General features: G+C 37.2%; 20 protein-coding genes. 10 read left to right on the forward strand and 10 right to left on the reverse strand.

The window, feature by feature from the left end:
- The first annotated feature begins 78 nt into the window (after positions 1-78).
- Positions 79-1,593 (forward strand): hypothetical protein, encoded by a 1,515-nt coding sequence (locus MW688_RS19685; RefSeq protein ID WP_486737715.1) that lies wholly within the window; start codon positions 79-81, stop codon positions 1,591-1,593.
- 64 nt (positions 1,594-1,657) lie between these two features.
- Here the strand turns inward: MW688_RS19685 and MW688_RS19690 are convergent, their stop codons facing one another.
- Complete coding sequence (locus MW688_RS19690; protein WP_486737716.1) at positions 1,658-3,136, reverse strand: alpha-amylase; 1,479 nt, start codon at positions 3,134-3,136, stop codon at positions 1,658-1,660.
- A 448-nt stretch (positions 3,137-3,584) separates the two neighbouring features.
- Here MW688_RS19690 and MW688_RS19695 point away from each other — a divergent pair, with 448 nt between their 5' ends.
- The 4 genes from MW688_RS19695 to MW688_RS19710 all read left to right on the forward strand — a co-directional run bounded on the left by MW688_RS19695 (position 3,585) and on the right by MW688_RS19710 (position 7,887).
- On the forward strand, positions 3,585-3,875 hold the full coding sequence (locus MW688_RS19695; RefSeq protein WP_486737717.1) for a hypothetical protein: 291 nt from the start codon (positions 3,585-3,587) through the stop codon (positions 3,873-3,875).
- A 69-nt stretch (positions 3,876-3,944) separates the two neighbouring features.
- Positions 3,945-5,366, forward strand: coding sequence for an NADP-dependent isocitrate dehydrogenase (locus tag MW688_RS19700; RefSeq protein ID WP_486737749.1), 1,422 nt, complete (start codon positions 3,945-3,947; stop codon positions 5,364-5,366).
- 112 nt (positions 5,367-5,478) lie between these two features.
- Positions 5,479-6,678 carry an aspartate aminotransferase gene (locus tag MW688_RS19705; RefSeq protein ID WP_486737718.1) on the forward strand — a complete coding sequence of 400 codons (1,200 nt, stop codon included), beginning with the start codon at positions 5,479-5,481 and terminating at the stop codon, positions 6,676-6,678.
- 36 nt (positions 6,679-6,714) lie between these two features.
- Positions 6,715-7,887, forward strand: coding sequence for an MFS transporter (locus MW688_RS19710; RefSeq protein WP_486737719.1), 1,173 nt, complete (start codon positions 6,715-6,717; stop codon positions 7,885-7,887).
- 232 nt (positions 7,888-8,119) lie between these two features.
- Here the strand turns inward: MW688_RS19710 and MW688_RS19715 are convergent, their stop codons facing one another.
- Positions 8,120-8,698 (reverse strand): hypothetical protein, encoded by a 579-nt coding sequence (locus MW688_RS19715; protein ID WP_486737720.1) that lies wholly within the window; start codon positions 8,696-8,698, stop codon positions 8,120-8,122.
- Between the two features lie 571 nt (positions 8,699-9,269).
- On the opposite strand from MW688_RS19715, the gene MW688_RS19720 reads away from it, so the two are divergent.
- Positions 9,270-9,773, forward strand: a complete 504-nt coding sequence (locus tag MW688_RS19720) for a hypothetical protein (RefSeq protein WP_486737721.1) — start codon at positions 9,270-9,272, stop codon at positions 9,771-9,773.
- An 88-nt stretch (positions 9,774-9,861) separates the two neighbouring features.
- On the opposite strand, the gene MW688_RS19725 is transcribed toward MW688_RS19720, so the two are convergent.
- The 7 genes from MW688_RS19725 to MW688_RS19755 all read right to left on the reverse strand — a co-directional run bounded on the left by MW688_RS19725 (position 9,862) and on the right by MW688_RS19755 (position 17,818).
- Complete coding sequence (locus MW688_RS19725; protein WP_486737722.1) at positions 9,862-11,322, reverse strand: aldehyde dehydrogenase family protein; 1,461 nt, start codon at positions 11,320-11,322, stop codon at positions 9,862-9,864.
- A 23-nt stretch (positions 11,323-11,345) separates the two neighbouring features.
- On the reverse strand, positions 11,346-13,961 hold the full coding sequence (gene cphA, locus MW688_RS19730) for a cyanophycin synthetase (protein WP_486737723.1): 2,616 nt from the start codon (positions 13,959-13,961) through the stop codon (positions 11,346-11,348).
- Between the two features lie 196 nt (positions 13,962-14,157).
- A complete protein-coding gene (locus MW688_RS19735; RefSeq protein ID WP_486737750.1) occupies positions 14,158-15,039 on the reverse strand; it encodes a cyanophycinase in 882 nt (293 codons plus the stop codon).
- 320 nt (positions 15,040-15,359) lie between these two features.
- Positions 15,360-15,812 (reverse strand): D-aminoacyl-tRNA deacylase, encoded by a 453-nt coding sequence (dtd, locus tag MW688_RS19740; RefSeq protein WP_486737724.1) that lies wholly within the window; start codon positions 15,810-15,812, stop codon positions 15,360-15,362.
- Positions 15,812-16,876, reverse strand: coding sequence for a CobW family GTP-binding protein (locus MW688_RS19745; RefSeq protein ID WP_486737725.1), 1,065 nt, complete (start codon positions 16,874-16,876; stop codon positions 15,812-15,814). Before MW688_RS19745 ends, dtd begins: the two co-directional genes overlap by 1 nt.
- A 62-nt stretch (positions 16,877-16,938) precedes the next feature.
- Complete coding sequence (locus MW688_RS19750) at positions 16,939-17,322, reverse strand: DUF2141 domain-containing protein (protein WP_486737726.1); 384 nt, start codon at positions 17,320-17,322, stop codon at positions 16,939-16,941.
- 178 nt (positions 17,323-17,500) lie between these two features.
- Positions 17,501-17,818: a hypothetical protein gene (locus MW688_RS19755; RefSeq protein WP_486737727.1), complete on the reverse strand. Its 318-nt coding sequence runs from the start codon at positions 17,816-17,818 to the stop codon at positions 17,501-17,503.
- Positions 17,819-18,002: 184 nt separating this feature from the next.
- Here MW688_RS19755 and MW688_RS19760 point away from each other — a divergent pair, with 184 nt between their 5' ends.
- From MW688_RS19760 to gntT, 4 genes are all read left to right on the forward strand, one after another.
- A complete protein-coding gene (locus MW688_RS19760) occupies positions 18,003-18,677 on the forward strand; it encodes a C40 family peptidase (protein ID WP_486737728.1) in 675 nt (224 codons plus the stop codon).
- A gap of 33 nt (positions 18,678-18,710) precedes the next feature.
- Positions 18,711-19,715 (forward strand): glycosyltransferase family 2 protein, encoded by a 1,005-nt coding sequence (locus tag MW688_RS19765; protein ID WP_486737729.1) that lies wholly within the window; start codon positions 18,711-18,713, stop codon positions 19,713-19,715.
- Between the two features lie 384 nt (positions 19,716-20,099).
- Positions 20,100-22,334: a toll/interleukin-1 receptor domain-containing protein gene (locus tag MW688_RS19770; RefSeq protein ID WP_486737730.1), complete on the forward strand. Its 2,235-nt coding sequence runs from the start codon at positions 20,100-20,102 to the stop codon at positions 22,332-22,334.
- Between the two features lie 232 nt (positions 22,335-22,566).
- A complete protein-coding gene (gntT, locus tag MW688_RS19775) occupies positions 22,567-23,913 on the forward strand; it encodes a guanitoxin biosynthesis MATE family efflux transporter GntT (RefSeq protein ID WP_486737731.1) in 1,347 nt (448 codons plus the stop codon).
- Between the two features lie 104 nt (positions 23,914-24,017).
- Here the strand turns inward: gntT and MW688_RS19780 are convergent, their stop codons facing one another.
- A complete protein-coding gene (locus tag MW688_RS19780; RefSeq protein ID WP_486737732.1) occupies positions 24,018-25,163 on the reverse strand; it encodes an ISH3 family transposase in 1,146 nt (381 codons plus the stop codon).
- Positions 25,164-25,240 lie beyond the last annotated feature (77 nt).

The following is a 25,240-nucleotide window of genomic DNA, read 5'->3' on the forward strand; positions in this document are numbered from 1 at the left end:
GTTTAACAACAAAAACTTAAATGATAAGCAGCATTGCTGAGAAAAAATATGTTCTTTTTTGTAACTGGATAAGAAAAAATGCAAAATAGTTTTTTTAAAGAAAGTTTAGACCCAGAAGAAATCAAGAATCGGATTAATGAATTAATGAATTCTCAAGTGGGTTTTTATAGCATTGGGTTGTATCCGGCTTCCCTAGCATACAACGCGGCTATGCAAGGAGGGGGAGATCGCCTCCTGTTAGCTAATCGTCCAGGTAGAGAGTTACTGGGGGCTTTTGAGCAAAAAGCTCTCAATGGTATGGACAAAGAACATATAGAAATTATGCAGGGGGTGTCAGTTCATCAAGAAGGTAATAAATTAGTTCCTAATACTTTAGAATATTTGATAGAAAATTGCGAATTAGTAATTTTAAGTGCTAATAGTAATCATATCGAAAAAGATTTAGCTGATGCTTGTGAAATACGAAAAGAACTTAGAAGGGATACAGTAGTTTTAGCCTGTTTAGCAGGATCTTTTAACCACGATGAGGAAGCAAACGAATCTTATATATTGTGTGAAAAATACCCGAATTTAGCATTTTTCTCAGGATTTCACAGACATGGAGCCTTGAGAGACCCAGTAGATAGCTTTACAGCTAATTTTTGTCATCCAAATGCTTTAACAGCGCTGTTGGGAGCTTATATGATAGACAAAATATCATTGAATATACAAGTGGCCCCAGGAATTCACAATGTAGAGGCACAATATATCAAAGCGGCGAAAAACATGGCGTCTATATTTGCAGGTTTTGTCTACACATATCACGCAGAAAATCCAGGAGTGTTACCCACAGTATTAACACTACTATTAGATCAGTGTTTAGACCAAGCAGCTACTGTATCGATACTGAGGAGCGATCGCGCTCAACTATACTTTAATCAATCTATTGCCCTCACTGAATTAGGCTATGGTGTTCCCAGAATTGAAGCCACCCTCAATCGCGGCGGCAATATGGAAAAAGTCAGAGACCACACTTTTTCTCAATTAACAGCAATAGTTGCTGATGTACGGGGTAGTATGATGCAGCCTATCACAGGAAAACCAACGCGGAATTTCCAAGCAGGTCAAGTTTTAGCCTATTTGATGCGCGATTCTCATCGTTGTCCTTTTCATATAGAAGAATTTGAAGAAGCTTATCGAGGTTATGGTTTAAGTACAGGAAGTCTAGAAGGTTTAAAAGCCTTGAAATATTGGCCCCAAATCAAAGCCAAATATGGTATTCAACCTCATGATTCTTCAATGATTAATCTTCTCTATATGTCTTTGTATGGTGGTGAGGAAGAAAAAACCTTTGCTTTTGAAGTGATGACCCAAAGTCGTGAATTGTCTAACTACTGTCAAGAATCAGTCAGACCAAGTCATAGTCGTAAATACGCAGAAGCCCTTAATAATCTAGATAAACCTGAATCAATGGAATTAATTGTCAATGCCATTATCGCTGACAATGCTAAAAAAGCAATTTATCAGGAGAATGGCACCGAAGAAAGACAAGTACAACCAGATGACCCCGCCTATATCCGGGCGATGAATAGTATTGAAGCTGGATTAAATTAATAATCCTGGTTGTAAGACATAATCTAGCTAATTTCTGCTAGATTAGTTCTAGGATAATTGTAGTCTACTCTTCAACCCAGACTGAAACTGAGCCACCTTTACAGTAAAACTCACCCCAACCGTGGTCATTGGTGTAAATAGGTTCAGTTATGTGTTCGGTGAGATCGATAAACTTGGTATTCGGTTTACCCACTTCCATCCATTTACTACCTTCTGGACCGTCACTGAGTAGAACCGCCATGGCTTTGGGGTGTTCTGCATTTCCTAGACGAGTCCAACCGATTCGATTCCAATGGTCAAAGTAATCGTATTGAGGACCATAGGCGTAATTTATTCGAGCATAGAGTAATTTATCAATAATCCAACGGTGAGATGGCATGTAAATATGATAGCGATTACCATCTTTTCCGTAATCTTCGTAGTCAGCTCCATAGTAATCGGCATAGAAAATACAGGGATACCCCTCCGCCCTCAACAGGATAATTGCATAAGCTAGAGGTTTAAACCAAGGTTCAACTACCGATTCTAAAGCCTGTAGAGGTTGAGAATCATGATTTTCTACAATGGTTACCGCTTGATAGGGCCTCTGTTGCATCAGGGTATCATGGAGAATCTTTCTCATGTCGTAGTTACCCCAAGATTTACTGGCGTAGTGAAAATTATAGTGTAAGGTTACGTCAAACAGGGACATGCGATCGCCCATAGAGTCTAAGTACCAGTGTAGTGTGTGAATACTAGGATCCCAATACTCACCTACTACAAACATTTCTTTACCTGTATGTTTCTCGATCATATCCACCCATTCCGGGAAGTACCAAGCAGAAATATGTTTGATAGCATCTAGACGAAAACCATCAACTCCTGTCAAATCAAGATACCATTTCGTCCAATCTTCCAGTTGTTTTCTGACTTCTTCGTTTTGAAAGTCTAAATCTGCCCCCATTAAGTAAGCAAAGTTCCCTTTTTCTAAGGCTACATAGTCATCAAATTTCTTTCCTTCTAAAAGATAAATTGTATTGCGTCTATCTGGTTCATAGTCGTTATAGTCTACGGCGTCAAAATGCCACCAATGCCATTCAAAGTTAGAGTATTTCCCTTTTCGTCCGGGAAAATAGTAATGAGTATATACTTTAACATCTTGTAATCCACCGTATGGATGTAGGCGATCATCTTGAGGATAGGGAGTGGCTTTGGTTTCTTCAGTGGCATCTCCGCCAATTTTATGGTTAAACACCGCATCACCATAAACCTGGATTTGATTACTATGTAAAGCTTTAATAGCGTTTAAATATTCATCTTTAGTGCCATATTTAGTTCTGATTGAAGCTTTTTGGTCAAATTCTCCTAAGTCGAACATATCATACACACCGTAGCCTACATCACTTTTTCCACCATGACCTTTATAAGCAGGAGGCAACCATAAAGCAGTTATACCTACTTTAGCTAAATCAGTAGCATTATTAGCTACTTCTTGCCAAAATTTGCCATCGTCTGAAACGTACCAATGAAAGTATTGCATCATGGTTCCATTGATATGAGACATATTTTATTTCCTTAAAAAAAATTGAGGTTTGAATCTAAGTTTAACCCTAAAAAATAATTTAGTTTTAAAATTATATAGCAAAGGAAAGAAAAAGTTCAGTAAAAAATCTAACTTTGTGAGACCTTTCCATAACTCATATCTTCCACCAGAACTTATGTACTAATTTTTAAGGAAAAATGTTCTTTATGGTTAATTCTCTATAATCTTTGTATCCTAGAGGTTTAACATCAATTCTCTTACTCATTACTCATTACTCATTACTCATTACTCAACCACAACCAGTAACTTTTGATAAAGATGCAAGATCTGAGATAAGGGGCGATCGCCAAAAACAAAAAAGCCAAAAGTATCCTAGTATTAAATCAAAGATCAATACCCACAGATAAAAGTTAGCTAAACTAAGATTGAAAACTTATAATTCCTGATATTGTAAATAAGCATAAGATATATGGATAATGAACAACTAGAAAAAAAACTAGCAGAAATCAGTGAGGAAATATGGCTTCTAGCTAAAGATTGTGAGGGAGAAAATGTTCTACTCCTATCTCTGCTGAGAAGTTTAGAAAACTTACATAGAGAAATTCGGAGCCAATTATTTGAACCATCTCTACCAAACACACGCCATAGTCTATACAGTTTACTTAAAAATATAGAAGAGAATGGCGGTTGGCCTTACATAGAAAGAATGAAATTACAGGATTGTATAACCAAAATGGAAAATATAGAAAAAAATATGTAAAAGAATACAGCTTAACAAATCCTCTTATCTAAATTAATATATAGTGATTAGAAAAATAAGCAAATGCCCATGTACGAAAAATTAACGCCTCCTGAGACTGGTTCAACGATAACTTTTACTAATGGACAACCAATTGTCCCAGATGATCCAATTATCCCCTTTATTCGGGGTGATGGAACGGGTGTAGATATTTGGCCTGCCACAGAAGCGGTAATTAATGCCGCAGTGAAAACAGCCTACGGAGATAAACGTAAAATTAATTGGTTCAAAATTTATGCTGGTGATGAAGCCTGTGATATCTATGGTACCTATCAATATCTACCAGAAGACACCCTAAAAGCGATTAAAACCTACGGCATCGCTATCAAAGGACCTTTAACAACTCCAGTAGGTGGGGGGATTCGTTCTCTTAACGTAGCTTTACGTCAAATCAACGACCTCTACGCCTGTGTAAGACCATGCCGTTATTATCCTGGTACCCCCTCCCCCCATAAATATCCAGAAAAATTAGATGTAATTATCTATAGGGAGAATACAGAAGATATATATTTAGGCATTGAATGGCCCAAAGATAACGAAATCGCTCAAAAGTTAATTAAACTTCTCAATGAAGAACTAATCCCGGCAACCCCAGAACATGGTAAAAAGCAAATACGCCTAGATTCCGGGATTGGTATTAAACCTATCAGTAAAACTGGTACACAACGTTTAGTTCGTCGTGCAATTCAACACGCATTACGTCTACCAAAGGCCAAACAAATGGTAACGTTGGTACACAAAGGTAACATTATGAAGTATACAGAAGGAGCTTTTCGGGATTGGGGTTACGAGTTAGCTTGTACCGAATTTCGCGAATTTTGTGTCACAGAAAGAGAGTCTTGGATACTCAGTAACAAAGAGAGTAACCCTGATTTGTCTATAGAAGGAAATGCCCGAAAAGTTGAGCCAGGTTATGATGCTTTAACCCCAGAGAAAAAAACAGAAATCTGTGAAGAGGTAAAAGCTGTTTTAGAGAGTATTTGGTCCAGCCATGGGGAAGGGAAATGGAAAGACAAAGTAATGGTAAACGATCGCATCGCCGATAGTATCTTTCAACAAATCCAAACTCGTCCAGCAGAATATTCTATACTAGCCACCATGAATCTCAATGGTGACTATATCTCCGATGCCGCCGCTGCCGTAGTAGGAGGGTTAGGAATGGGACCTGGAGCGAATATTGGGGATAATTGCGCAATTTTTGAAGCAACCCACGGTACTGCACCTAAACACGCAGGTTTAGACAGAATAAACCCAGGATCTGTAATTTTATCGGGAGTAATGATGTTGGAGTTTATGCAATGGACAGAAGCGGCTGAACTAATCAAAAAAGGAATTGGAGAAGCTATTGCCAATGGGGAAGTTACCTATGACTTGGCAAGAATGATGGAACCTCCCGTAGATCCTCCTCTAAAATGTTCTGAATTTGCCCAAGCAATTATTAGTCACTTTTAGAGATATACTGCCTGCACTTGGATCAAAGTGTGGGCAGTTAAACATGAGTAAAAATAGAAAAAAAAAGCTACAATAAAAGGCTAGACTTATTAACTCGATTATAAATTGACTCATGAGTTTCAGTTGGATTAGCCGCGCTGACCGTTTAAGTAGTTTACCGCCCTATGTATTCGCTCGTCTTGATGAATTAAAAGAGAGTGCCCGCAAACAGGGTATTGATTTAATAGATTTAGGGATGGGCAACCCAGACGGAAGTGCCCCACAACCAGTCATAGACGCAGCGATCGCCGCCTTCGGTGAGCCAAAAAACCATGGCTATCCACCTTTTGAAGGTACGGCTAATTTTCGTAAGGCGATTACTAACTGGTATAAGCGTTGTTATCAAGTGGAACTAAATCCCAATAATGAAGCTTTACCTCTATTAGGTTCAAAAGAAGGACTAACCCATTTAGCTTTAGCTTATGTTAATCCTGGAGACCTAGTTTTAGTTCCTAGTCCAGCTTATCCGGCCCATTTTCGGGGACCTTTGATTGCAGGAGGTAAAATTCATCAACTGATTGTTAAACCAGAAAATAACTGGTTAATAGATGTAACTAGTATTCCTGAAAAAGTAGCCCAACAGGCGAAAATTCTCTATTTTAATTATCCTAATAACCCCACCACCGCTACAGCACCTCGGGAGTTTTTTGAGGAAATTGTGGCCTTTGCTCGTCACTACCAAATATTATTAGTTCATGACTTATGTTACGCTGAGTTGGCCTTCGATGGCTATCAACCTACAAGTTTACTAGAAATTCCTGGTGCTAAAGATATTGGTGTAGAATTTCATACTCTCTCGAAAACCTATAGTATGGCAGGTTGGCGTGTAGGTTTTGTGGTAGGTAATTCTGATATTATTCAAGGTTTACGCACCCTGAAAACTAATTTAGACTACGGTATTTTTAGTGTGATTCAAACAGCAGCGGAAACGGCTTTACAACTACCAGAAGTTTATATTCAACAAGTCCAAAAACGCTATCGCGATCGCCGGGATCTACTCATCTCAGGTTTAGGGGAATTAGGCTGGCAAATACCCAAAACCAAGGCAACTATGTATCTATGGATTCCCACTCCTCCAGGAATTGATTCTACTGATTTTGCCCTTAATTTATTGCAAAAAACTGGGGTAGTTGTAACTCCAGGTAACGCTTTCGGCACAGGAGGCGAGGGCTATATTAGAATTAGTCTGATTGCTGATGGCGATCGCCTCACAGAGGCTTTAAATCGTATGAAGGCGGCAAATATTACTTATTCTTCTGCTAAATTTGTATAGACTTACAAGGGAAACCAAAAATAGTTGTACCTCCCTATGACAATCAAATCAAATATTGGCAAACTATACCTTTTGCGTGGATTAGCATTTGCTTGGTTTCCTATTCCTACTATTATTCTGTTTTATGAGCATCATGGGTTAAGTTTATCTCAAGGAATTGCTCTCAAGACTATTTTATCTTTGTCTATTCTTCTAGGAGAAATACCTTCGGGTTATTTTGCTGATGTTTTCGGTAGAAAAACTTCTTTGGTAGCTGGGGGTGTTATTTGGAGTTGCTCTTGGTTAATCTATTGTGTTACTAGCTCTTTTACTTGGTTTGCCATCGCAGAAATTGCTACAGGTTTAGCGGGGAGTTTAATTTCAGGGGCAGATAGTGCGATCGCCTATGATACTCTTCTTGAGTTAAAACAGGAAAACCAGTATCGTCAATTAGAAGGCAAATTAGTAGCTATTGCCGGAATCACTGAAGCTATTTGTGGTTTGATTGGGGGTGCGATCGCTTCTCTTAATTTAGTTTACCCTTTTTATCTCCAAACTCTCTGTATTATTATTTATTCTCTAATAGCTACTACTCTAGTTGAGCCTAAGCGCACTCTACCTTCTTTGGAAACCAATAAACTAAAACAACTCAAAAACATTACTATTTTTGCTTTATTTAAACATTCAACTATCAAATGGTTGATTTTTTTTAGCGGTTTAACTTCAACAGCTACTTTTTTAATTGTTTGGTTATCACAGGAGTATCTCCAATTAGTAGAAATGCCCCTAAGTGCTTTTGGTATTACCTGGGCTTTTTTCCATTTAGTGATGAGTTTTACTGCTGTTTTCTCTGCTTTTTTAGAAAACTTTTTAGGTAGTAAAAGGGCTTTTTGGCTCTTAGCTGGTTTAATCGGGTTATCTTATTTGAGTTTAGCTTTGATTACAGAAATTTGGGGAATTATTTTTATTACTACTATTTATATAGCTAGAGGTTTAAAAAGTCCTTTGATTCTCAATCATCTCAATCAACATATTAACTCAGATATTAGAGCTACAGTTATATCTATCAATAGCTTTGTTTTTCACTTGTGTTTTGTGCTTATTTCCCCTGTTATTGGCAAGATAATTGATTTTTACGCTTTTGATATTGCCTTAATGGCTTTTGGGGTTATTTATCTGATTTTGAGTAGCTTGAGTTTGCACAAGTTAGCAAAATCAACTCCTGATTAATACTTAGGGCTTGCTGAATAAATATAAAACTATGACTGGATATAGGTTTGAGCCGGTTTTCCCTTGCGAAAAGTGCAAAGTTTTTGAATGTATTATGCTAAAAAGAGTGCATTTTTTACTTTAATTACTCAAAAATTCATAAATCATTATTACCTTCTGCCTTCAGCATAGCTGCTTCCTGCCTTTCTCCTCACCAAAACTTACTTTTTCAGCAAGCCATACCTTAAAACATTTACAAATCTTGCCAAACAGTAAACACATACAAAAAATAAGCTAAATAAGAAAAACCCACTAATCCTAGGGAAAATTTCCCGATTAGAGAATGATAAGAAAAAAATAAGCATAAACAGCTAATAATTGTGACTAAAATCTCTATCTTAGTAACAATATGACCATAATATCTAGGATCCCAATAAGAAACCGGGCTGAAAAATCGCCAGTTAGATAGGGGAAAAAAATGGCGATGGGCATCATCATGATGAAGTGGTAAATCTCCTAGTATGTGTAATAACATACTGAGGAAAAACAATATACCTATTTGATAATTAAACCAAATGGCTATAATTAAACTTATTAAAATAAGAGGTAGAGAATTAAATATATCAATAAAATTCTGCCAACCTACTTGATAATATTGTTTTTGCCAAATATATTTTTCTGGTGTTTTGTTAATTACTTTTTCTAAGAAATAAAACACAAAAATAGGAAAGTCTGGTAATATTGCTCCTATTACTACTGGAAGCAAAATACTAGGATTGTCTTGTCTTGCTAAGCAGACTGTATTAATAATAATATGAGCTGGAGTATTCATCAACTTATCTTTTTTAAAATAATTATAGATGAAAAATATAGCAATTCTTATACTGGTGAGGTACAGAGGTTATCGCTTTGAGGCACCGAGGCAGGAGGCAGCTATGCTGCTATGCTGGTGTTTTATGTACCTCATGAGTCCGATAAACGCTATATCATATTAATTTGTGGGTGGCAACGTTTAAAGTATATACTTATAAATTTTGCTCATCTCTATCCATATCTTGCACGCAAGTACAAAAGTACAGAAATTGGCCAACAGGCGAGAATCAAATTTTAAGCGTTTAGCATTAATTCTTTAACTCATTACTTCAAAACTTCAAGACTTCTTACTTCAAAACTTCTTGCTTAGTACTTCAAGACTTCAAGACTTCTTACTCGTTACTCATTACTCATTACTCATTACTCATAATTCATCCACCACCAGTAACATTAGGTAAAGATGCAATATCTGAGTCTATCCAAGATTTGGCAAAAGAGCGATCGCCTACTTGCCTTCATTTCTACACTAAAAAAGAATATAATGAGAAGAAACTCCCAAATTGCTTATGTCCTCCTCAAGTCGATTAAAAATGTTATATTCTTTTTTTAAAGCTAATCGGTTAAGTATTATACTATTAAGTCTTTTTGTACCATGCTTTCCAGCCAATGCAGAGTATTTACCAGAACAAAGACCTGGCTGGTGTAAGAATGAAGTTACTGCTCGCTATAATACTTTTATGGCTGATGTAAGCATTCTGGAAACGGCTGAAAACGAAGTCTTTTGGCGTATCGAGAGTACGGGTCGAACAGGTAAATGTCTTTTTAATCAACAAAACGAATTTGTTCGCATTGTTGTTGATAATCCTGAAGAACATTATAGGGCTACAGGGGCGATTTACTGGAATAATGACGTAAATCAATGGATTGCACCAGATGGAGGAATTTGTCATACTTGTACCCCTGAAAATGGATTTCCTATTCCTCCTCGTATTCAAGATGGCTTTTTTTATTTACCTAATGAACGACTTTGGTATGATTTAGATGGACATGCCTGTAATACTTGCACTCCAGATAATGGTTTTCCTATTAAGTAAGTTCTCCTGAAAGAATTTTTGAGTTTTGCGATCGCCTAATTTCATCCAATACATTGAGAAATAGTGACAGAAATAAATGAGTCAGACTTCAAAGTTGATTAGGATCAATATTAATATAAATATCCTTTAATTCTGAATATACATCAAGGGCTTCTGTACCAGGTTCGCGAGTGCCGTTACCGGACTGTTTAAAACCACCGAAGGGCATGTGAGGTTCACTGCCATAAGTCCCCCCATTAACTACAGCTACGCCTGTTTGAACCTGTTCACAAAAACGAACGGCGCGGTGTAGGTTACGAGTATGAATGGAGGCTGTTAAACCGTAGGGAGAATTATTCGCTAAAGCTAAAGCTTCAGCAAAGTTAGCAACTCGATAGAGAATAGCAATAGGTCCAAATAATTCTGTTTGAGAGATTGGCGCCTCAGGAGAAACATTTTCTAAAATAGTAGGAGCCATGTAGTAGCCTTGACTATGTTCAGGATCCTGAAGGCGATCGCCACCTCTTAAGATAGTAGCGCCATTTTCTCTAGCTGCACTCACTGCCTCTATCATGTTATCTAACTGACTTTGATTAATTACTGGTCCTAAGTCATCACTATCAGTTGGTCCTATCTTGAGGATTTTGGTTTTTTCTAGTAATAGCTGCCGGAATTGATCATAAACTGCTTCAAAGATAATAATACGGCTTCCTGCGGCACATCGTTGACCTGCGTTGCTAAAAGCTGACAAAACTGTCCATTTTACAGCATTTTCTAAATCAGCATCTTCACAAACTACTAGAGGATTTTTCCCCCCCAATTCTAGAGAAAGTCGTTTAAAAGTTCCTGCTGTGGTTTTTTCAATTATACGACCTACTTCTGTAGACCCGGTAAAACTAATTACATTTACATCTTGGTGGGCAACTAGGGGAGCACCTGCTTCTTCTCCATACCCTTGAACAATGTTGAGAACTCCTGGGGGTAATCCTGCTTCTGCGGCTATTTTACCGAAAATCCAGGCTGTAGCCGGGGTATCTTCGGCAGCTTTAAGTACTGCTGTATTACCACATATAAGGGCTGGAAAAACTTTCCAAGCCACATTAGCAATGGGGGTATTGGCGGCAATAATCAAGGCGGCTACCCCCAGGGGTTGACGTATGGTGAGAGCATATTTATTTACTACGCCACTGGTGGTGGTTTTGCCGTAGAGTCTTTGGCCTTCACTAGCATAAAATAACCCGAGGGAGATCGCTCCTCGGGTTTCTCCAAAAGCTCCCTGGTAGGATTTACCTGTTTCTTTAGCGACTATAGAGGCTATTTCCTCCTGTTGGGCTTTCATTTGAATTACTATATTATGGAGTATTTCGCCTCTTTTTACTGGAGGAGTGGAGGCCCAACTGGGCTGAGTTTGTTTAGCTATGTTTACGGCTTTATCAATATCTGCCCTTTGGGATCTGGCTACTTGACACAATTTTTGCCCATTAGTTGGGTCTAGTTTATCAAACCAGGTTTCATTGGCGGCGGAGTATTCTTGACCGTTGATCCAGTTTTTTATTTGGCTAGGAAACATAGGATTAGGGAATATTTTTAGTTTTATTTTATGCGTTGTTTAATGACATCAATTGCTTCACTTACTTTTTCTGGAAAAACTACCACTAGTCCATCTTTTTTAACTATATCTAGACCAGTATTAATTGCTTTTACTTCATCTAGTATAATTTCATAGCGAGCGTCGGGATTAACTTGTTTGATGCCTTCGATGATCAAGTTAGCTACTTCTTCTGGTTTTCGACCTCTTCTATCGATATCTTCTTTTACTATTATATAGTCAAACATTTCTGCTGATAGACGTCCTAGTAAAATCAGGTCTTCATCGCGGCGATCTCCTGGACCTCCTACTACTCCTAATTTATCCCCCGGCCAATTTTGCACAAAGCCTCCTACTGCTTCGTATCCTGCCGGGTTATGAGCGTAGTCTACTAGGGCGTGATAGTCACCGAGACTAAATAAATTCATCCGACCGGGTGTTTGATTTTCTGATGGTTGAAAAGTTCTCAATCCCTGACGAATCAATTCTATATCTACACCTTGGGCGTAGGCTGCGGCGGACGCTGCTAAGGCATTGGCGATCATAAATGGTGCCATTCCCCTCATAGTTACTGGTATATTAGCTGCTGCTTCTAGGCGTAGGGTTGAGCCTTCGTGCCAGATAGATAGGTAACCCTCTTCATATACTGTGGCTAATTCTCCACGCCGGGTATGATCTTGAATGATGGTATTTTCTGGATTCATTGAAAAATAGGCTATTTTGCCTTTTACCTTTTCGGCCATTGCTGACACTAGGGGATCGTCGGCGTTTAGAACTGCGTAACCGTTGGGGTTAACTGCTTCGGCTATTACTGATTTCACTTGAGCCATTTGTTCTATGGTGTCGATATCGCCAATTCCCAGGTGATCTGCTGCTACATTTAAAACAACACCTATATCACAACTATCGAAAGCTAATCCAGAGCGCAGAATCCCTCCTCTTGCTGTTTCTAGCACTGCTACTTCTACAGTGGGGTCTTTAAGAATTACTTGGGCACTTTGAGGACCTGTGGTATCACCTTTTTGTACTAGATACTCTCCTATATATATACCGTCTGTAGTAGTAAATCCTACTACCTGTTGAGTTTGGCGATATATATGAGCTAAAAGACGACTGGTGGTGGTTTTCCCGTTAGTTCCCGTCACTGCTAGAATTGGGATGCGAGTTGGGGTATTTGGGGGAAATAGCATATCGAGTACCGCGCCTGCCACATTACGGGGTAATCCTTGACTGGGGGCTACGTGCATTCGGAAACCGGGAGCGGCGTTAACTTCTACTATGACTCCGTCTACTTCTTTTAGGGGTTTACTTATATCTGGTGTTACTATATCTATTCCGGCGATGTCCAGGTTAATTATCTTCGCTACTCTTTGGGCGATCCAAACATTTTCTGGATGGATTTGGTCGGTGCGATCAATAGCTATTCCTCCTGTACTGAGATTGGCTGTTGCTCTTAAATAGGCTATTTCTCCTTTTGCCAAAACAGTATCTAGATGATAATTTTGTTTCTGAAGTACTCTTATGGCTGTGGTATCAATTTTAATTTTGGTTAAAATATTATCGTGACCCTCGCCTCTTTTGGGGTCTTTGTTGGTTTTTTCTACTAATTCTTCTATAGTTAGATTTCCGTCTCCTACTACGTAGGCAGGAATACGTTCTGACACTGCTATTACTTTGCCGTTTATCACTAGCACCCGGTGATCGCTGCCTTTGTAAAAGCGTTCTACTATGACTGATCTAGTTTTTGATTCGGCGCTGGCTAAGTCGTAGGCTTCTTCTGCTGCTTCTCGATTATCTATATTGATGGTAATGCCTCGGCCATGGTTGCCATCTAGAGGTTTAATCACTATAGGGTAACCGCCTACGCTTTCTATGGCCTCGTCTAATTCATCTAAATAATGGATTACTGTGCCTCGGGGTACGGGTATCCCTGCTTCTTCTAATTCTGCTTTTGTTCCTTCTTTGTCACAGGCTAATTCTACCCCTAGTATTCCTGTTTGATTGGTTAGAGTTGCTTGTACTTTTTTTTGATTTACTCCATAACCTAATTGAATCATTGATCTAGCGGTTAAGGACATCCAGGGGATTTTTCGCGCTTCTGCTTCTTTGACGATTGATTCTGTACTAGGTCCTTGGGCTGAGCTGGCTTTTAGGTCTTTTAAATCTTCTATGTCTTGAGTTAGTTCTGATTCTTGATAGGTTCCTGTTTCTACGATAGCTTGACACAGTCTGACTGCTGCTCTTCCTGCATATCTTCCTGCTTGTTCGTATTCGTATTCAAAAACAACGTTATACACTCCCGGTGTCGATGTTTCTCTGGTTCTTCCGAATCCTACTGGCATCCCTGCTAGTTCTTGTAGTTCTAAAGCTACGTGCTCAACTATATGCCCCATCAAAGTTCCTTCTCTGACTCGCTTGAAGAATCCTCCTCGCACTCCTGGAGAGCAGTAATGTTCTTCTAAGCTTGGCATAATTTTTGCTAGGGCTTCGTAGAAGCCTGGTATCTCGTTGGAGAATTTTTCTGTTAGTTCTTCTAAGTCAAGTCTCATCACAATTAGTTTGTGACGTCTTATACTCCAGTAGTTCGGGCCGCGAAGGGTTAAGGTTTTCAGAATCTTCATTTTTTTTTGCCACGTCTAAATTAAGAAGCAATATTTACCAATCTCAATAGTTTCTCTTTTTCAACTATCTTTTAACTGTTCATCATGAACATTTTTTTATTTTATCAGAGCTTAGTTTCTAGGAATAGATGGGGAACAATATCTACCTTTTCTGTTTGTCTAACCTCGATTTTCTTTTCTTTTTCAATTGTTGGTTTCAATTTTCGGTTAAATGTTCATGATAAACGTTTTCTGTTTTAGGTAAGGTTTGATGAGAGTGTATATTGTAGCGATCGCTATGGGATAGTATATGAACTTTCAGGTTATGTAAGCTCAATGGTTCCGATGGTTCCACTGTGTCTTTGTTTGTATAGGACATATTCCTGGCATCTACTATCATGATGGTTCCTTTGCCGATCACTCTGATGGTTCCATCTTGTTCAAATACTGCACAGGTGTCCTCATCTATTCCTATTCCTAGGCGTTCGGGATGACTTGCTATTACGCTTAATAAACGGGCCATGCGATTGCGGTTATGGAAGTGTTGATCTATAATTACTTCTGGAATTATGCCTAATCCTATTGCTAAGTCTACTAAGGCGCGGTTGGGCGATTCTCCACTACTGCCTCCGGCAATCATGTGATGACCCATTACTGCTGCCCCTGCACTTGTTCCTGCTAAGGTTACTTCTCCTAGTTGTACTCTTTGCCGCAGTCTTTCCATTAGGGGTGTATCTGCTAGTAAACCACACAGACGCAGTTGGTCTCCCCCCGTCATGAATACCCCTGTACACTCTTCTACATATTCTTGATAATCTTTATCTTCCCCCTGGGCGCGATCTCGTATATCTAGTACTTTTACTTGTTTCGAGCCCATTTCTTCAAATATTTTCTGATACCTATCTCCTGTTACTGATGGTTCTCTTGATGCTGATGGTATTATTCCTATTACTGATTCTACCCCTCCTGCATTTGACCAGAAGTTATGGAGTATTTCTTTTCCGTGAACCTTATCTTCCGCTCCACCTATTACGAAGATTGCTGTTTTAGTTGCTTGGGCTTTTTTTATTTTTTGTGACGCTGATGTCAACTCTACCATAATTTTATCTACGGGTATATTCAATACTATTTTCTCAGAATTTTTGGCAATATATAACTAAATATTGTTTTGTTTTTTTGCTTTTATAGCTATATTTAGTTTTTGATTGTATACATGAAAACTATTTCAATCTAGAAAAGAAACAGTTTTTATCTTTTGGATGCTTTGACTCAACTTAGTTACACTTGAATTATGTGTTTAACTAAGCTTGTCATTTAGCTCCTTTTCTCTTAATAGATGCAAAAATTTTAACAAAATCTTTATAATCTTGCCATAAATCTCGTTTTTTTGCAATAAAATGTTCAATATATTGTACAAATTTAATGTTCTTTTGACAAAATCAAAGTGACTGGACCATCATTTTCGATCTTAACTTGCATATTTGCTCCAAACTGTCCAGTTTGTACTTTCAAGCCACTTTTGCCTAAGAGGTAGACAAATTTTTCGTAGAGTTGTTGGGCAATCTCTCCTTTAGCTGAATTAGTAAAAGAAGGGCGACGTCCTTTTTGACAATCGCCGTAAAGGGTAAATTGACTCACTACTAGTAATTCTCCCTGGATTTGAGTTATTGATTTTTCCCATTTATCTTCCCCATTGTCTTCACCAGGAAATAATCTCAAATCTAGACACTTGCGAGTCATCCACTCAATTTCTGCTTCTGTGTCATTAACTGCTATACCCACTAGTATATTTAAACCTCTGCCGATGGAGGCGATTACTTGATTAGCAACTATCACTTGAGAGGATTTGACTCGCTGAATTACTACACGCATTAGCTATCTAATAAACAGGCTTGCAGTTGTTGAGTGAGTGTTTCTTTGTCTAAATTTTGCCCGATTAACACTAGTTGGTTTTTCGGTGTGGTTTTCCACTGATCATCTTCGATGGTGAAACGTTTACCACTTAGATGAAAGATATGTCTGTGAGGACTTTCGTCAAACCAGAGGATTCCTTTGGCGCGGAAAACTTGGGTAGGCAATTGATTATCTAAGAAGTTTTGAAATTTGCGGATAGATAAAGGGCGATCGCTGCTAAAGGAGATGGAAGTGAAGCCATCATTTTCTAAGTGATCGGAATGATGGTGGTGATCGTGATCGTGATCGTGATGCTCATGATCATGATGGTCGTGGTTGTGATCATGATGGTGGTGGTCATGATCGTGATCTTCCTCTGTTTTATTTTGATAGTATTCCCCAGAGTCGAATAAACCTACACTTAAGATTAATGGTAGAGGCACTTGGGATTTAGTTGTGCGTAGAATTCTTGCATTTGATTTAATATCTCTAACTCTTACCTCTAAACTATCTACATCTGCTTCATCTACTAAATCTATTTTATTTAGTACAATTATATCTCCGTAGGTGAGTTGACTATAAGCTGCTTGGGAATTGAACAAATCTAAGCTAAAGTTAGCACAATCTACCATAGTAATAATTGAATCTAGGCGAGTCATATCTCTCAACTCTGTCCCTAGGAAAGTCAAGGCTACTGGTAATGGATCTGCTATTCCGGTAGTTTCTACTACTAGATAGTCAATTTTTTCTGATTGTTCTAATACCTTGTATACTGCTTCTACTAAGTCGTTATTAATTGTACAGCAGACACAACCGTTGTTTAATTCTACTAAATCATCTTCTGTTTTGACAATCAACTCATTATCAATCCCGATTTCCCCAAACTCGTTTACTAATACTGCTGTTTTCAGTCCTTCTTGATTAGTTAGGATATGATTTAGTAAAGTTGTTTTGCCACTGCCTAGGAAACCTGTAATTATGGTAACTGGTAAGCCTTGTTTTGGGGCATCCATTTTTTGTTTTTCTGCTTCGACTGCTGCCATTACTAATTACTTATCTCTCTTGTTTTTATTTTATTTTAACTAAAAATCAAGCTAGAAGCCTATCAAAGTAAATATTTCACTTTGATTGTAATTTTGTCTTGCTCTGGGCTAAAATTGAATTTAGACTTTTCGTATTTTGGTACTCCTTTCCATATTTTGGGATTACCGGAAAAGCCAATACCTTCTTCAGGGATTCCTAACAAATTAGTATTTAATTCTGAATCAGCGTTTTCATCATGGAAAACAGTAACAGCGTAGTTTCCGTAGGCAAGATCTGATATAGTTATTGTTATAGGAATATCTTTAATTGGCAATATTTCTGATCTTACAGCAGCTTCAGGATTATCTGGATAGCCTTGTGAATCTGAGAACAACGCTAAAACTATATTTCCTTTAGTATTTCTTAATCCTACTAATTCTATTTTTAAATCGCCAAGTTTAGACATTTTTTTTATAAAAATTAAATCCCCTTAAGGGAAAATGGTAAAAATAAACTACTAATTGACTACTCGGACTTGGGTTTAATTTAACTTAAGAGACTACCAAATATCTCATTAGTACTTACTTTTAGCCAGGTACTTGTTAAATAGTAGCTTATTTAGTTTACCATTATTTACTAACTTTTCAAGCTGTAGCTTGAGAAGATCCTCTTGAGGCTATTTGTCGAGATGTTGTTTTACGATTAACTGACATTTCTTCTGCGGGAATAAACTCAATGTGATTAAGTAAAGTGGTTACAAAAGCAAATAGTAAGAAAGGCAAAGACAGTACTATAATTAAAGCTAAGGTTGCTAGAGCATAAATTTGTCTGCTACTACTCCATAGTGCTAATGTAGCAGCTAAAGAAACGAAAATAACTATTAGCCAAACAATAATTTGTCCGTATATATCACCAAACTTTAAAGTACACATCATCCGATATCCAGATTCTTGTTGATTCATTTAATTTTCTCCTAATGGTATTAATATGATTTTTGCGCAACTGCTATTAATTTTGTTTTAGACTATATTTAGATGTTTTTAAAGTTTTTGCAACATCTATTTACAATTATCAGAAAAAATTAACTAATCTTTATTAATCTTTTGATTTCTTAAGGTTTTATTAAGTATTGTCCAATGAGTTTTTATGCCTAAATTGAGAGAAAAAGAATATTATTGTAGCCGCAATTTAGATTTATACGATTCTGCCGAATGTAAGAATTTAGCGACTCAAGCAGCTAAGGGAAGACACTTGGTAATTAAATCAAAGGAAAGTAAAAAAGAGGCGATCGCCATAGAATTACGAGAAGACAATTATCAAGCCTGGTTACCAGCAAGTGAGTTGTCATATCTACAGACAGTAAATACAGTTTATCAAGGGACTAATTTTTCCAGAGAGGAGATTGTCAGTTTGATTCCTCAAGTAATCGCTTATACACAAGAGGCGAGGGAAAAAGAAAACTATTATCTTTGGGGTGGTACAATTGGTCCTAATTATGATTGTTCTGGTTTAATTCAAGCAGCTTTCGCTAGTGTGGGGATTTGGCTACCGAGAGATTCATATCAACAAGCAGAATTTACCAAGAAAATCACTGTTTCAGAATTACAGAGGGGTGATTTAATTTTCTTTGGTAACTCAAAAGTTGACCATGTTGCTTTATATTTGGGTAATAATTACTATATTCATAGCTCTGGTAAAGCAATGGGACATAATGGTATTGCTATAGATACTTTATCAGTAGAAGTAAATGGTGATGCTATTAGTCGCGCTTATGCTGAGAGATTATGGGGTTTTGGTCGCGTAATGGCGAGTGTGGTGTGATGAAAGAAAAATTAGGTGTGAGTGAAAATAACGATGATTGGATCTGAAAAAGTTGTTAGAGATAAACAGTTAAATTTAGAGGAAAAGCCAGAAGTTTCGGTGATTGTGCCGATTTATAACGAAGTTGACAGTATTCCTCATTTAATAGAAGCGATCTCCCTTTGTTTTGAGCAAATAAAGCGGACTTATGAAATAATATGTATTGATGATGGCTCAAAAGATGGAAGCACACAACTACTAAAAAAAGAAGCAGAGAAGCGCGATGATTTAATTGCTATCTTACTGCGACGTAATTATGGTCAAACTCCAGCTATGGCAGCAGGTTTTTACTACGCTAGGGGTAAGGTTATTATATCTCTCGATGCTGATTTACAAAATGACCCCCGAGATATACCTTTGCTATTAGATAAGTTAGCCGAAGGTTACGATCTGGTGAGTGGTTGGCGTAAAAATAGACAGGATAATCAAATTAAGCGTTTACTTCCTTCTAAAATTGCCAATTGGTTGATTAGTAGAGTAACGGGAGTTAAACTACACGATTATGGATGCTCTCTGAAAGCTTATCGAGCAGAATTAGTCGCAGATATGAAATTATATGGAGAGTTACACCGTTTTTTACCAGCTTTAGCTTTTATTGAAGGGGCTAAAATTACTGAGTTACCTGTAAATCATCATGCCCGTCGCTTCGGAAAAAGTAAGTATGGTTTAGGGCGAACTTTTCGGGTATTGATGGATTTGTTAACTATTTGGTTTATGAAGACTTTTTTAACTCGCCCTATGCACGTATTTGGCTTCTTAGGTTTATTTTTGCTGTTGGTGGGTTTTGGTTTGGGGGGTTATTTAAGCTTTTTGAAACTGGTATTAGGTCAAAGTATTGGCGATCGCCCTTTATTGATTTTAGTAGTTGTTCTAACTTTAACTGGATTACAATTATTCTGTTTTGGTTTATTAGCAGAATTACTAATGCGGACTTATCACGAATCTCAAAACCGTCCTATATATAGGGTAAGGGAAATTATAGCAAAAGGTAGGGAGTAAAAGTATTATATGCTATAGCTACAGAAGCTTCTAAACTCAGATCAAAGCATCTTTTCCACTCATTTACTGGTGGATGAATCTTGAAGTCTTGAAGTCTTGAAGTAATTGGTAATGACTTAAAGAATTAATGCGATCGCGCTTAAAAATTAGTTGATCCTAAAGGCGTATTCATACCAAATCCGGTTTAGAAAACCCCTTTATTTGTTTACTTATGGGAAACGCTGAAAGCTCCCCTCTCCCTGCTCCAGTGCTCCCATGCTTCCTGCTTTTTTATAAAGGATATTTAATAACCGGATGCGCGTATCACTTCCATCAAAACCAAAAGTTACATAAACGTATGTGTTATGTTGTAAATGTAATTAATATTGATGGAGAAATACACACATGATTACACACTACGATGTCTTTATCTCATATTCTCCCGCCGATGCCGACTTTGCCCGTCTACTAAATGACAGATTACAGGAGTTAGGAAAAATCACCTGGTTTGACCAAGAAAGCATTCTATTAGAAGAAGATTTTCAAAAACAGAAACAGAAGGCAATCGAAGCTTGTGATAACTTTGTGTTTATTATCTCACCTGATTCTATCAATTCTCCCTATTGTACCGATGAAGTGGAACACGCCTTTACACTAAATAAGCGATTTATTACTATCTTAATTAAGGAAGTAGAAAATAAAGATTTACATCCGGTTATAAGTAAAGTGCAATGGATAGATTTCCGGGAAGGAGACGATTGGTTACATTTTAATCAATTAGTGAGGAGATTGGACACAGATAGAGAACATGTCAGAAATCACAGTAAATGGTCTCAAAAGGCTTTAGAATGGCTAGAAAAGGGGAAAAGTAGAGATTTATTGTTAAGGGGTGCCTCTTTAGAAACGGCGCGGCATTGGTTAAAGGAGACAGAGAAGAAAAAGCTAGAACCTGCTCCTACAGAGTTACAAAAAGAATATATAAGTAAAAGTAGGAATCAGAGAATAAGGAATAGGAGATTGTTGATTGGTTCGATTGTGGGGGCTTTAGCGATTTCTACCAGTTTATGGATAAAGACGGAAATACAAACTAAAAGAGCCGAGGAACAGGCGACAAGTGCTAATTCACCTACAAGTAGCTTAATTGGAGCGATTGAAGCGGTAGGTATTAGTCAAGATGAGTTAGGAGTTGTGCTACCTAAAGTACATCGTAGGTTATTAATCGCCCTGGATAAGTCTCAAGAAGAAAATGCTGATTATTTTTATAGTCGAGAAAACCATTGGTCTGAGGTGCAATTTAGCTCCCAGGGAGACTATATTGTTACGCTAGATGACAGACCTGCATTTAGCATCCAGTTATGGGATAACCCGAGTAATCCTGTTTATATGAGGATTGGCGACACTGGTTGTGATGTTTTTAATTATGCGGTGTTAAGCCCTGATAATCAATATATAGTGGGTGTCTGTAGCAATTTCCATTTAGGTTCTAGGAATATTATGAGCTTCTGGGATGTCCAAGGCAACTTTTTCTATTCTAATCCCTCTTATAGTGAGTATTCTCTTGGGTCTGTAGCATTCAGCCATGATAGTCAGTATGTTATTGGAGATCTCCTAAGTTCCCTCTTTCTATGGGATACTCAAGGAAATCGTCTCCAGATTTATGAACATGATGGTCATGTCAGGTCTGCGAAATTTAGTCCCGACGGTCGGTATATTGTCAGTGGTAGTGAAAATACCCTCAGGCTATGGGATATTCAAGGAAATCTTCTCCATACTTATGAACATCATAATGTTTCGTCTGTGGAATTTAGCCCCGATGGTCAGTATATTCTCAGTAAAAGTTGGAAAAATAATACGATAAATTTATGGGATACCCAGGGCAATCTTCTGCATAATTATAAGCATGATGATAGGGTTATTTCTGTGAAATTTAGTCTTGATAGTCAATATATTGTTAGTTATAGTCGGGACAAGACGATTAAGTTATTGGATATTAATAGCAACCGGATGTATACTTATAACCATGATAGTGTGGTTGATTATGTAGAGTTGAGTTCCGATAATCGCTATATTATCAGTAATAGTGAAGACAACACCGTAAGGTTATGGGATACCCAAGGAAACCTTCTCCACACTTATAACCATGATGGTGTGGTCAATTCTGTGAAGTTTAGTCCCGATGGTCGCTATATTGTCAGTGGCAGTGCAGATAACACAGTAAGATTATGGGATACCCAGGGAAACCTTCTCCACACTTATAACCATGATGGTGTGGTCAATTCTGTAGAATTTAGTCCCGATAGTCGCTATATTGTCAGTGGGAGTGAAGATAATACCGTAAGGTTATGGGATATCTACGGAAATCTTCTCTACATATATAGCCATGATAATAAAGTTCTTTCTGTGGAATTTAGTCCCGATAGTCAATATATTGTTAGTGAGACTGTTGGTGATACTATTAATAAGTTGGGGGTTAAGAAAGACGATTATAATAGGATATTATTGGCAGGCTGGGAAAATGCTCTAGAATTTGGATGTAATCGCCTCCGCGATCTCCCTCTCTTCCTCGAACCTCAGACACAATCTGAAAAAGATGCTAAAGCTACCTGTGAAAAATATGTCTGGAATGCAAAAGATTACTAAAAAGCACCGAAGCAGATAAATAATATCATCACCAAGTAGCGGTGCTCTTGTCGCACCGCAAAATCAACTTTTTCTTAAGTTGATTTAGTACAAAAATACTATTATTTTGGGTTAAGTATCAGATAACTTGTTGCTAGAAGACTATTTGCGCTAGATTAAAAGCGATCGCATAGATAGGCGATCAACTCAAATTGTATCTTAAACAGTTATTTACTCTTTTAAATTAACATTTATGGGGTTTTTCTCAGAACAAAGTTCACTAGTAAAACGATTCTATCAACTCACCATTGTCAGTATGCTATCGAATATGATGGTACCATTAGCCGGATTGTTTGATAGCGCCTTTTTGGGACATTTAGAGGTAATTGATTACCTAGGGGGAGTAGTCTTAGGCAATATTTTATTTGACTATCTCTATCGTGTGCTTAAATTTTTACGCTCTGGCACCACAGCGATTACGGCGCAGGCAGTGGGAGCAGAAGAGGAAGAAGAAATTCTCCTCGCCATTTTACGTAGCAGTGTAATTGCTTTAGGCTTAGGTTTAATCATACTGTTACTGCAATATCCCATTGAGAAGATTGGCTTTACCATCTTGTCTGGGGCACCATTGATTGAAAGCTCAGGAATTGATTATTTTCGCGCTCGTATCTGGGGTGCTCCCGCAGTTTTACTGAATTTTGTTTTTATTGGTTGGTTTCTAGGAAGAGAGAAAAAAGGCTATATTCTCGGCTTATCTTTGGTGGCTAATCTTTCTAATGTTTTATTGGATTATTTATTTATCTGGCGCTGGGGATGGGGTAGCACAGGAGCAGGTTTAGCTACAGCAATAAGTCAGTATTTAGGCTTGGTGGTAGCCTTGTTTGGTTTAATACCTATGCTCAAACCTACTCTTCTCAGTAAGGTTGTTAATCAGGTATTTGAGCAACAAGCCTTCAAAAGCCTACTCACCCTCAAAGGTAACCTCTTGATTCGTTTTTTAGTATTAATTTCTGTATACGCTATCTTTACTAATTTGAGTGCAGCACAGGGAAGAGTAACTTTAGCTGCTAATGGGGTGCTGCTGCAAATTGCTCTTTTGAGTCAATTTACTATACAAGGAGTAGGAATGACTACTCAAAGTCTGATTGGTAATTTGCAAGGTAATCGTCAAGAAAAGTTGATTATGCCCGTCTTGAAAATGGCTATAGCCACTAGTCTAGTGATTTCTCTCGGTTTTGCTCTCACAACTATATTGTTTCCTAGGACTATTTTGGGATTTATTACTAATCATCGTGAAATTAGTTTAGCGATGGAGGCAGATACCTGGTGGTTATTACCATTACTTACGGTTACGTCTATTGTGTTTATGCTGGAAGCCTATTTTATTGGTTTGAAACAGGCTACCATATTGCGTAATGGGGTTTTAGGAGCTTTTGTCTTTGGGTTTATGCCTTTAGCTATTTATGCTGGGTATATTCATAGTAATAGTTGGTTATGGGCAGCTTTGACTAGTTACATGACCAGTTTATTAGTTATGCTGTTGATTAATCTCAATATCTCACTTGAGCCTATTTTCAAACAAGACAGAAAATTTCAGTAGATGGAAAAGTTTTTCCCCAGAGCGATCGCCAACAACTTTGGTAAGATTCAATACAAAATATTAACGATAATAGATAAACAAAACTTATTAGTTTACTGAAATTATTAACCAGAAGGTAAATAGATACCATCTACTATCTGGTAAATTTGGTCAATAGAATGGCTTAAAAAAGACAACATTTGTTTAAAAGTAAAAAGAGAATGATAAATTAATCTTCCACCACGGCGAGGTTTGCTAACTTTTTTCCAGAGCAGATTAATCCATATATTTACTATAATAAAAGAAATACCTATAAATAATAATCGAATAATCGGGTTTTTGTTAGTTGTCTTTATTCTACAAATATTTTTAATTCTATAACTACTTTCAATCCCAAAGCGTTGACGATAACTTTGATGAATATAATCTAAACTTACATAAGGTTTATAGACAACATAAGCAAAATATTCGATTCCTTTTTTATTTCTTTTTCCCTTTAAATACTTACAAACTATCCACAAGTCAAAAGTGACAAAATCTTCTTTATTTTTAGACATTGTATAACTTGTTTTATAACTTTTTCCTCCTAGAAGAAATTGATTAATTCCACCAGTTTTACCTCGCCTTATTGCTGGCATAATAAAAGGTATTTTCAAAGCTTGCAGCCAACGAATCACTGCAATACTGAAAAAATCTCTGTCTAAATATAATGTTTTAAAATTTAGTTTAAGTGGAAAAATATAACCTAATAAGTAGCTAATTACTGCTACCATTGTATCAGTTGGTCGAATAGCACAAATTGCTAAAGTCAACCTTTTATCTTTTTTAATTACATATACAGTAGCATAAGAATAAAAAGAGCATGTTCCTAATTTAGCTTGACTTCTATAAATATAGGGTTTTTCTTCAAAGGAAGGTTCTCCATAATATGGGATGAGATTTAAGTCGATAGCTAATCTTAATTTTCCTTTTTTTATTTGAGGTAAAGTTTTACTTAAAAGAGCTGAATTAATTTGTTTTTCTAGTGTTTTAAAATCATTAATTTTCTGAAGATGATGACGAATATTTCTGACTGTAGGAGATTTTTTTAAAATTTTAGATGTATTTTCAATGCTGTCACAGTTACTAGCAGCCTTAACTAATATGTGATAAAGATCTGAATCAGTAAATTTACCTTGTGTTTTTAAAGGAATATGATTCCTCAAACAATCAATTGTCTCTTGTAAAGTTTCTGATTCTGTTAGCAGAACTTTTGGATGATTATTATTCAAAATTAAACTATTCTTTAATACTTTTAATGCTTATTTTAACCTTGAGTATAAATCTAAGCAAATGATAATTTTTACTT

Source organism: Johannesbaptistia floridana (assembly GCF_057440575.1).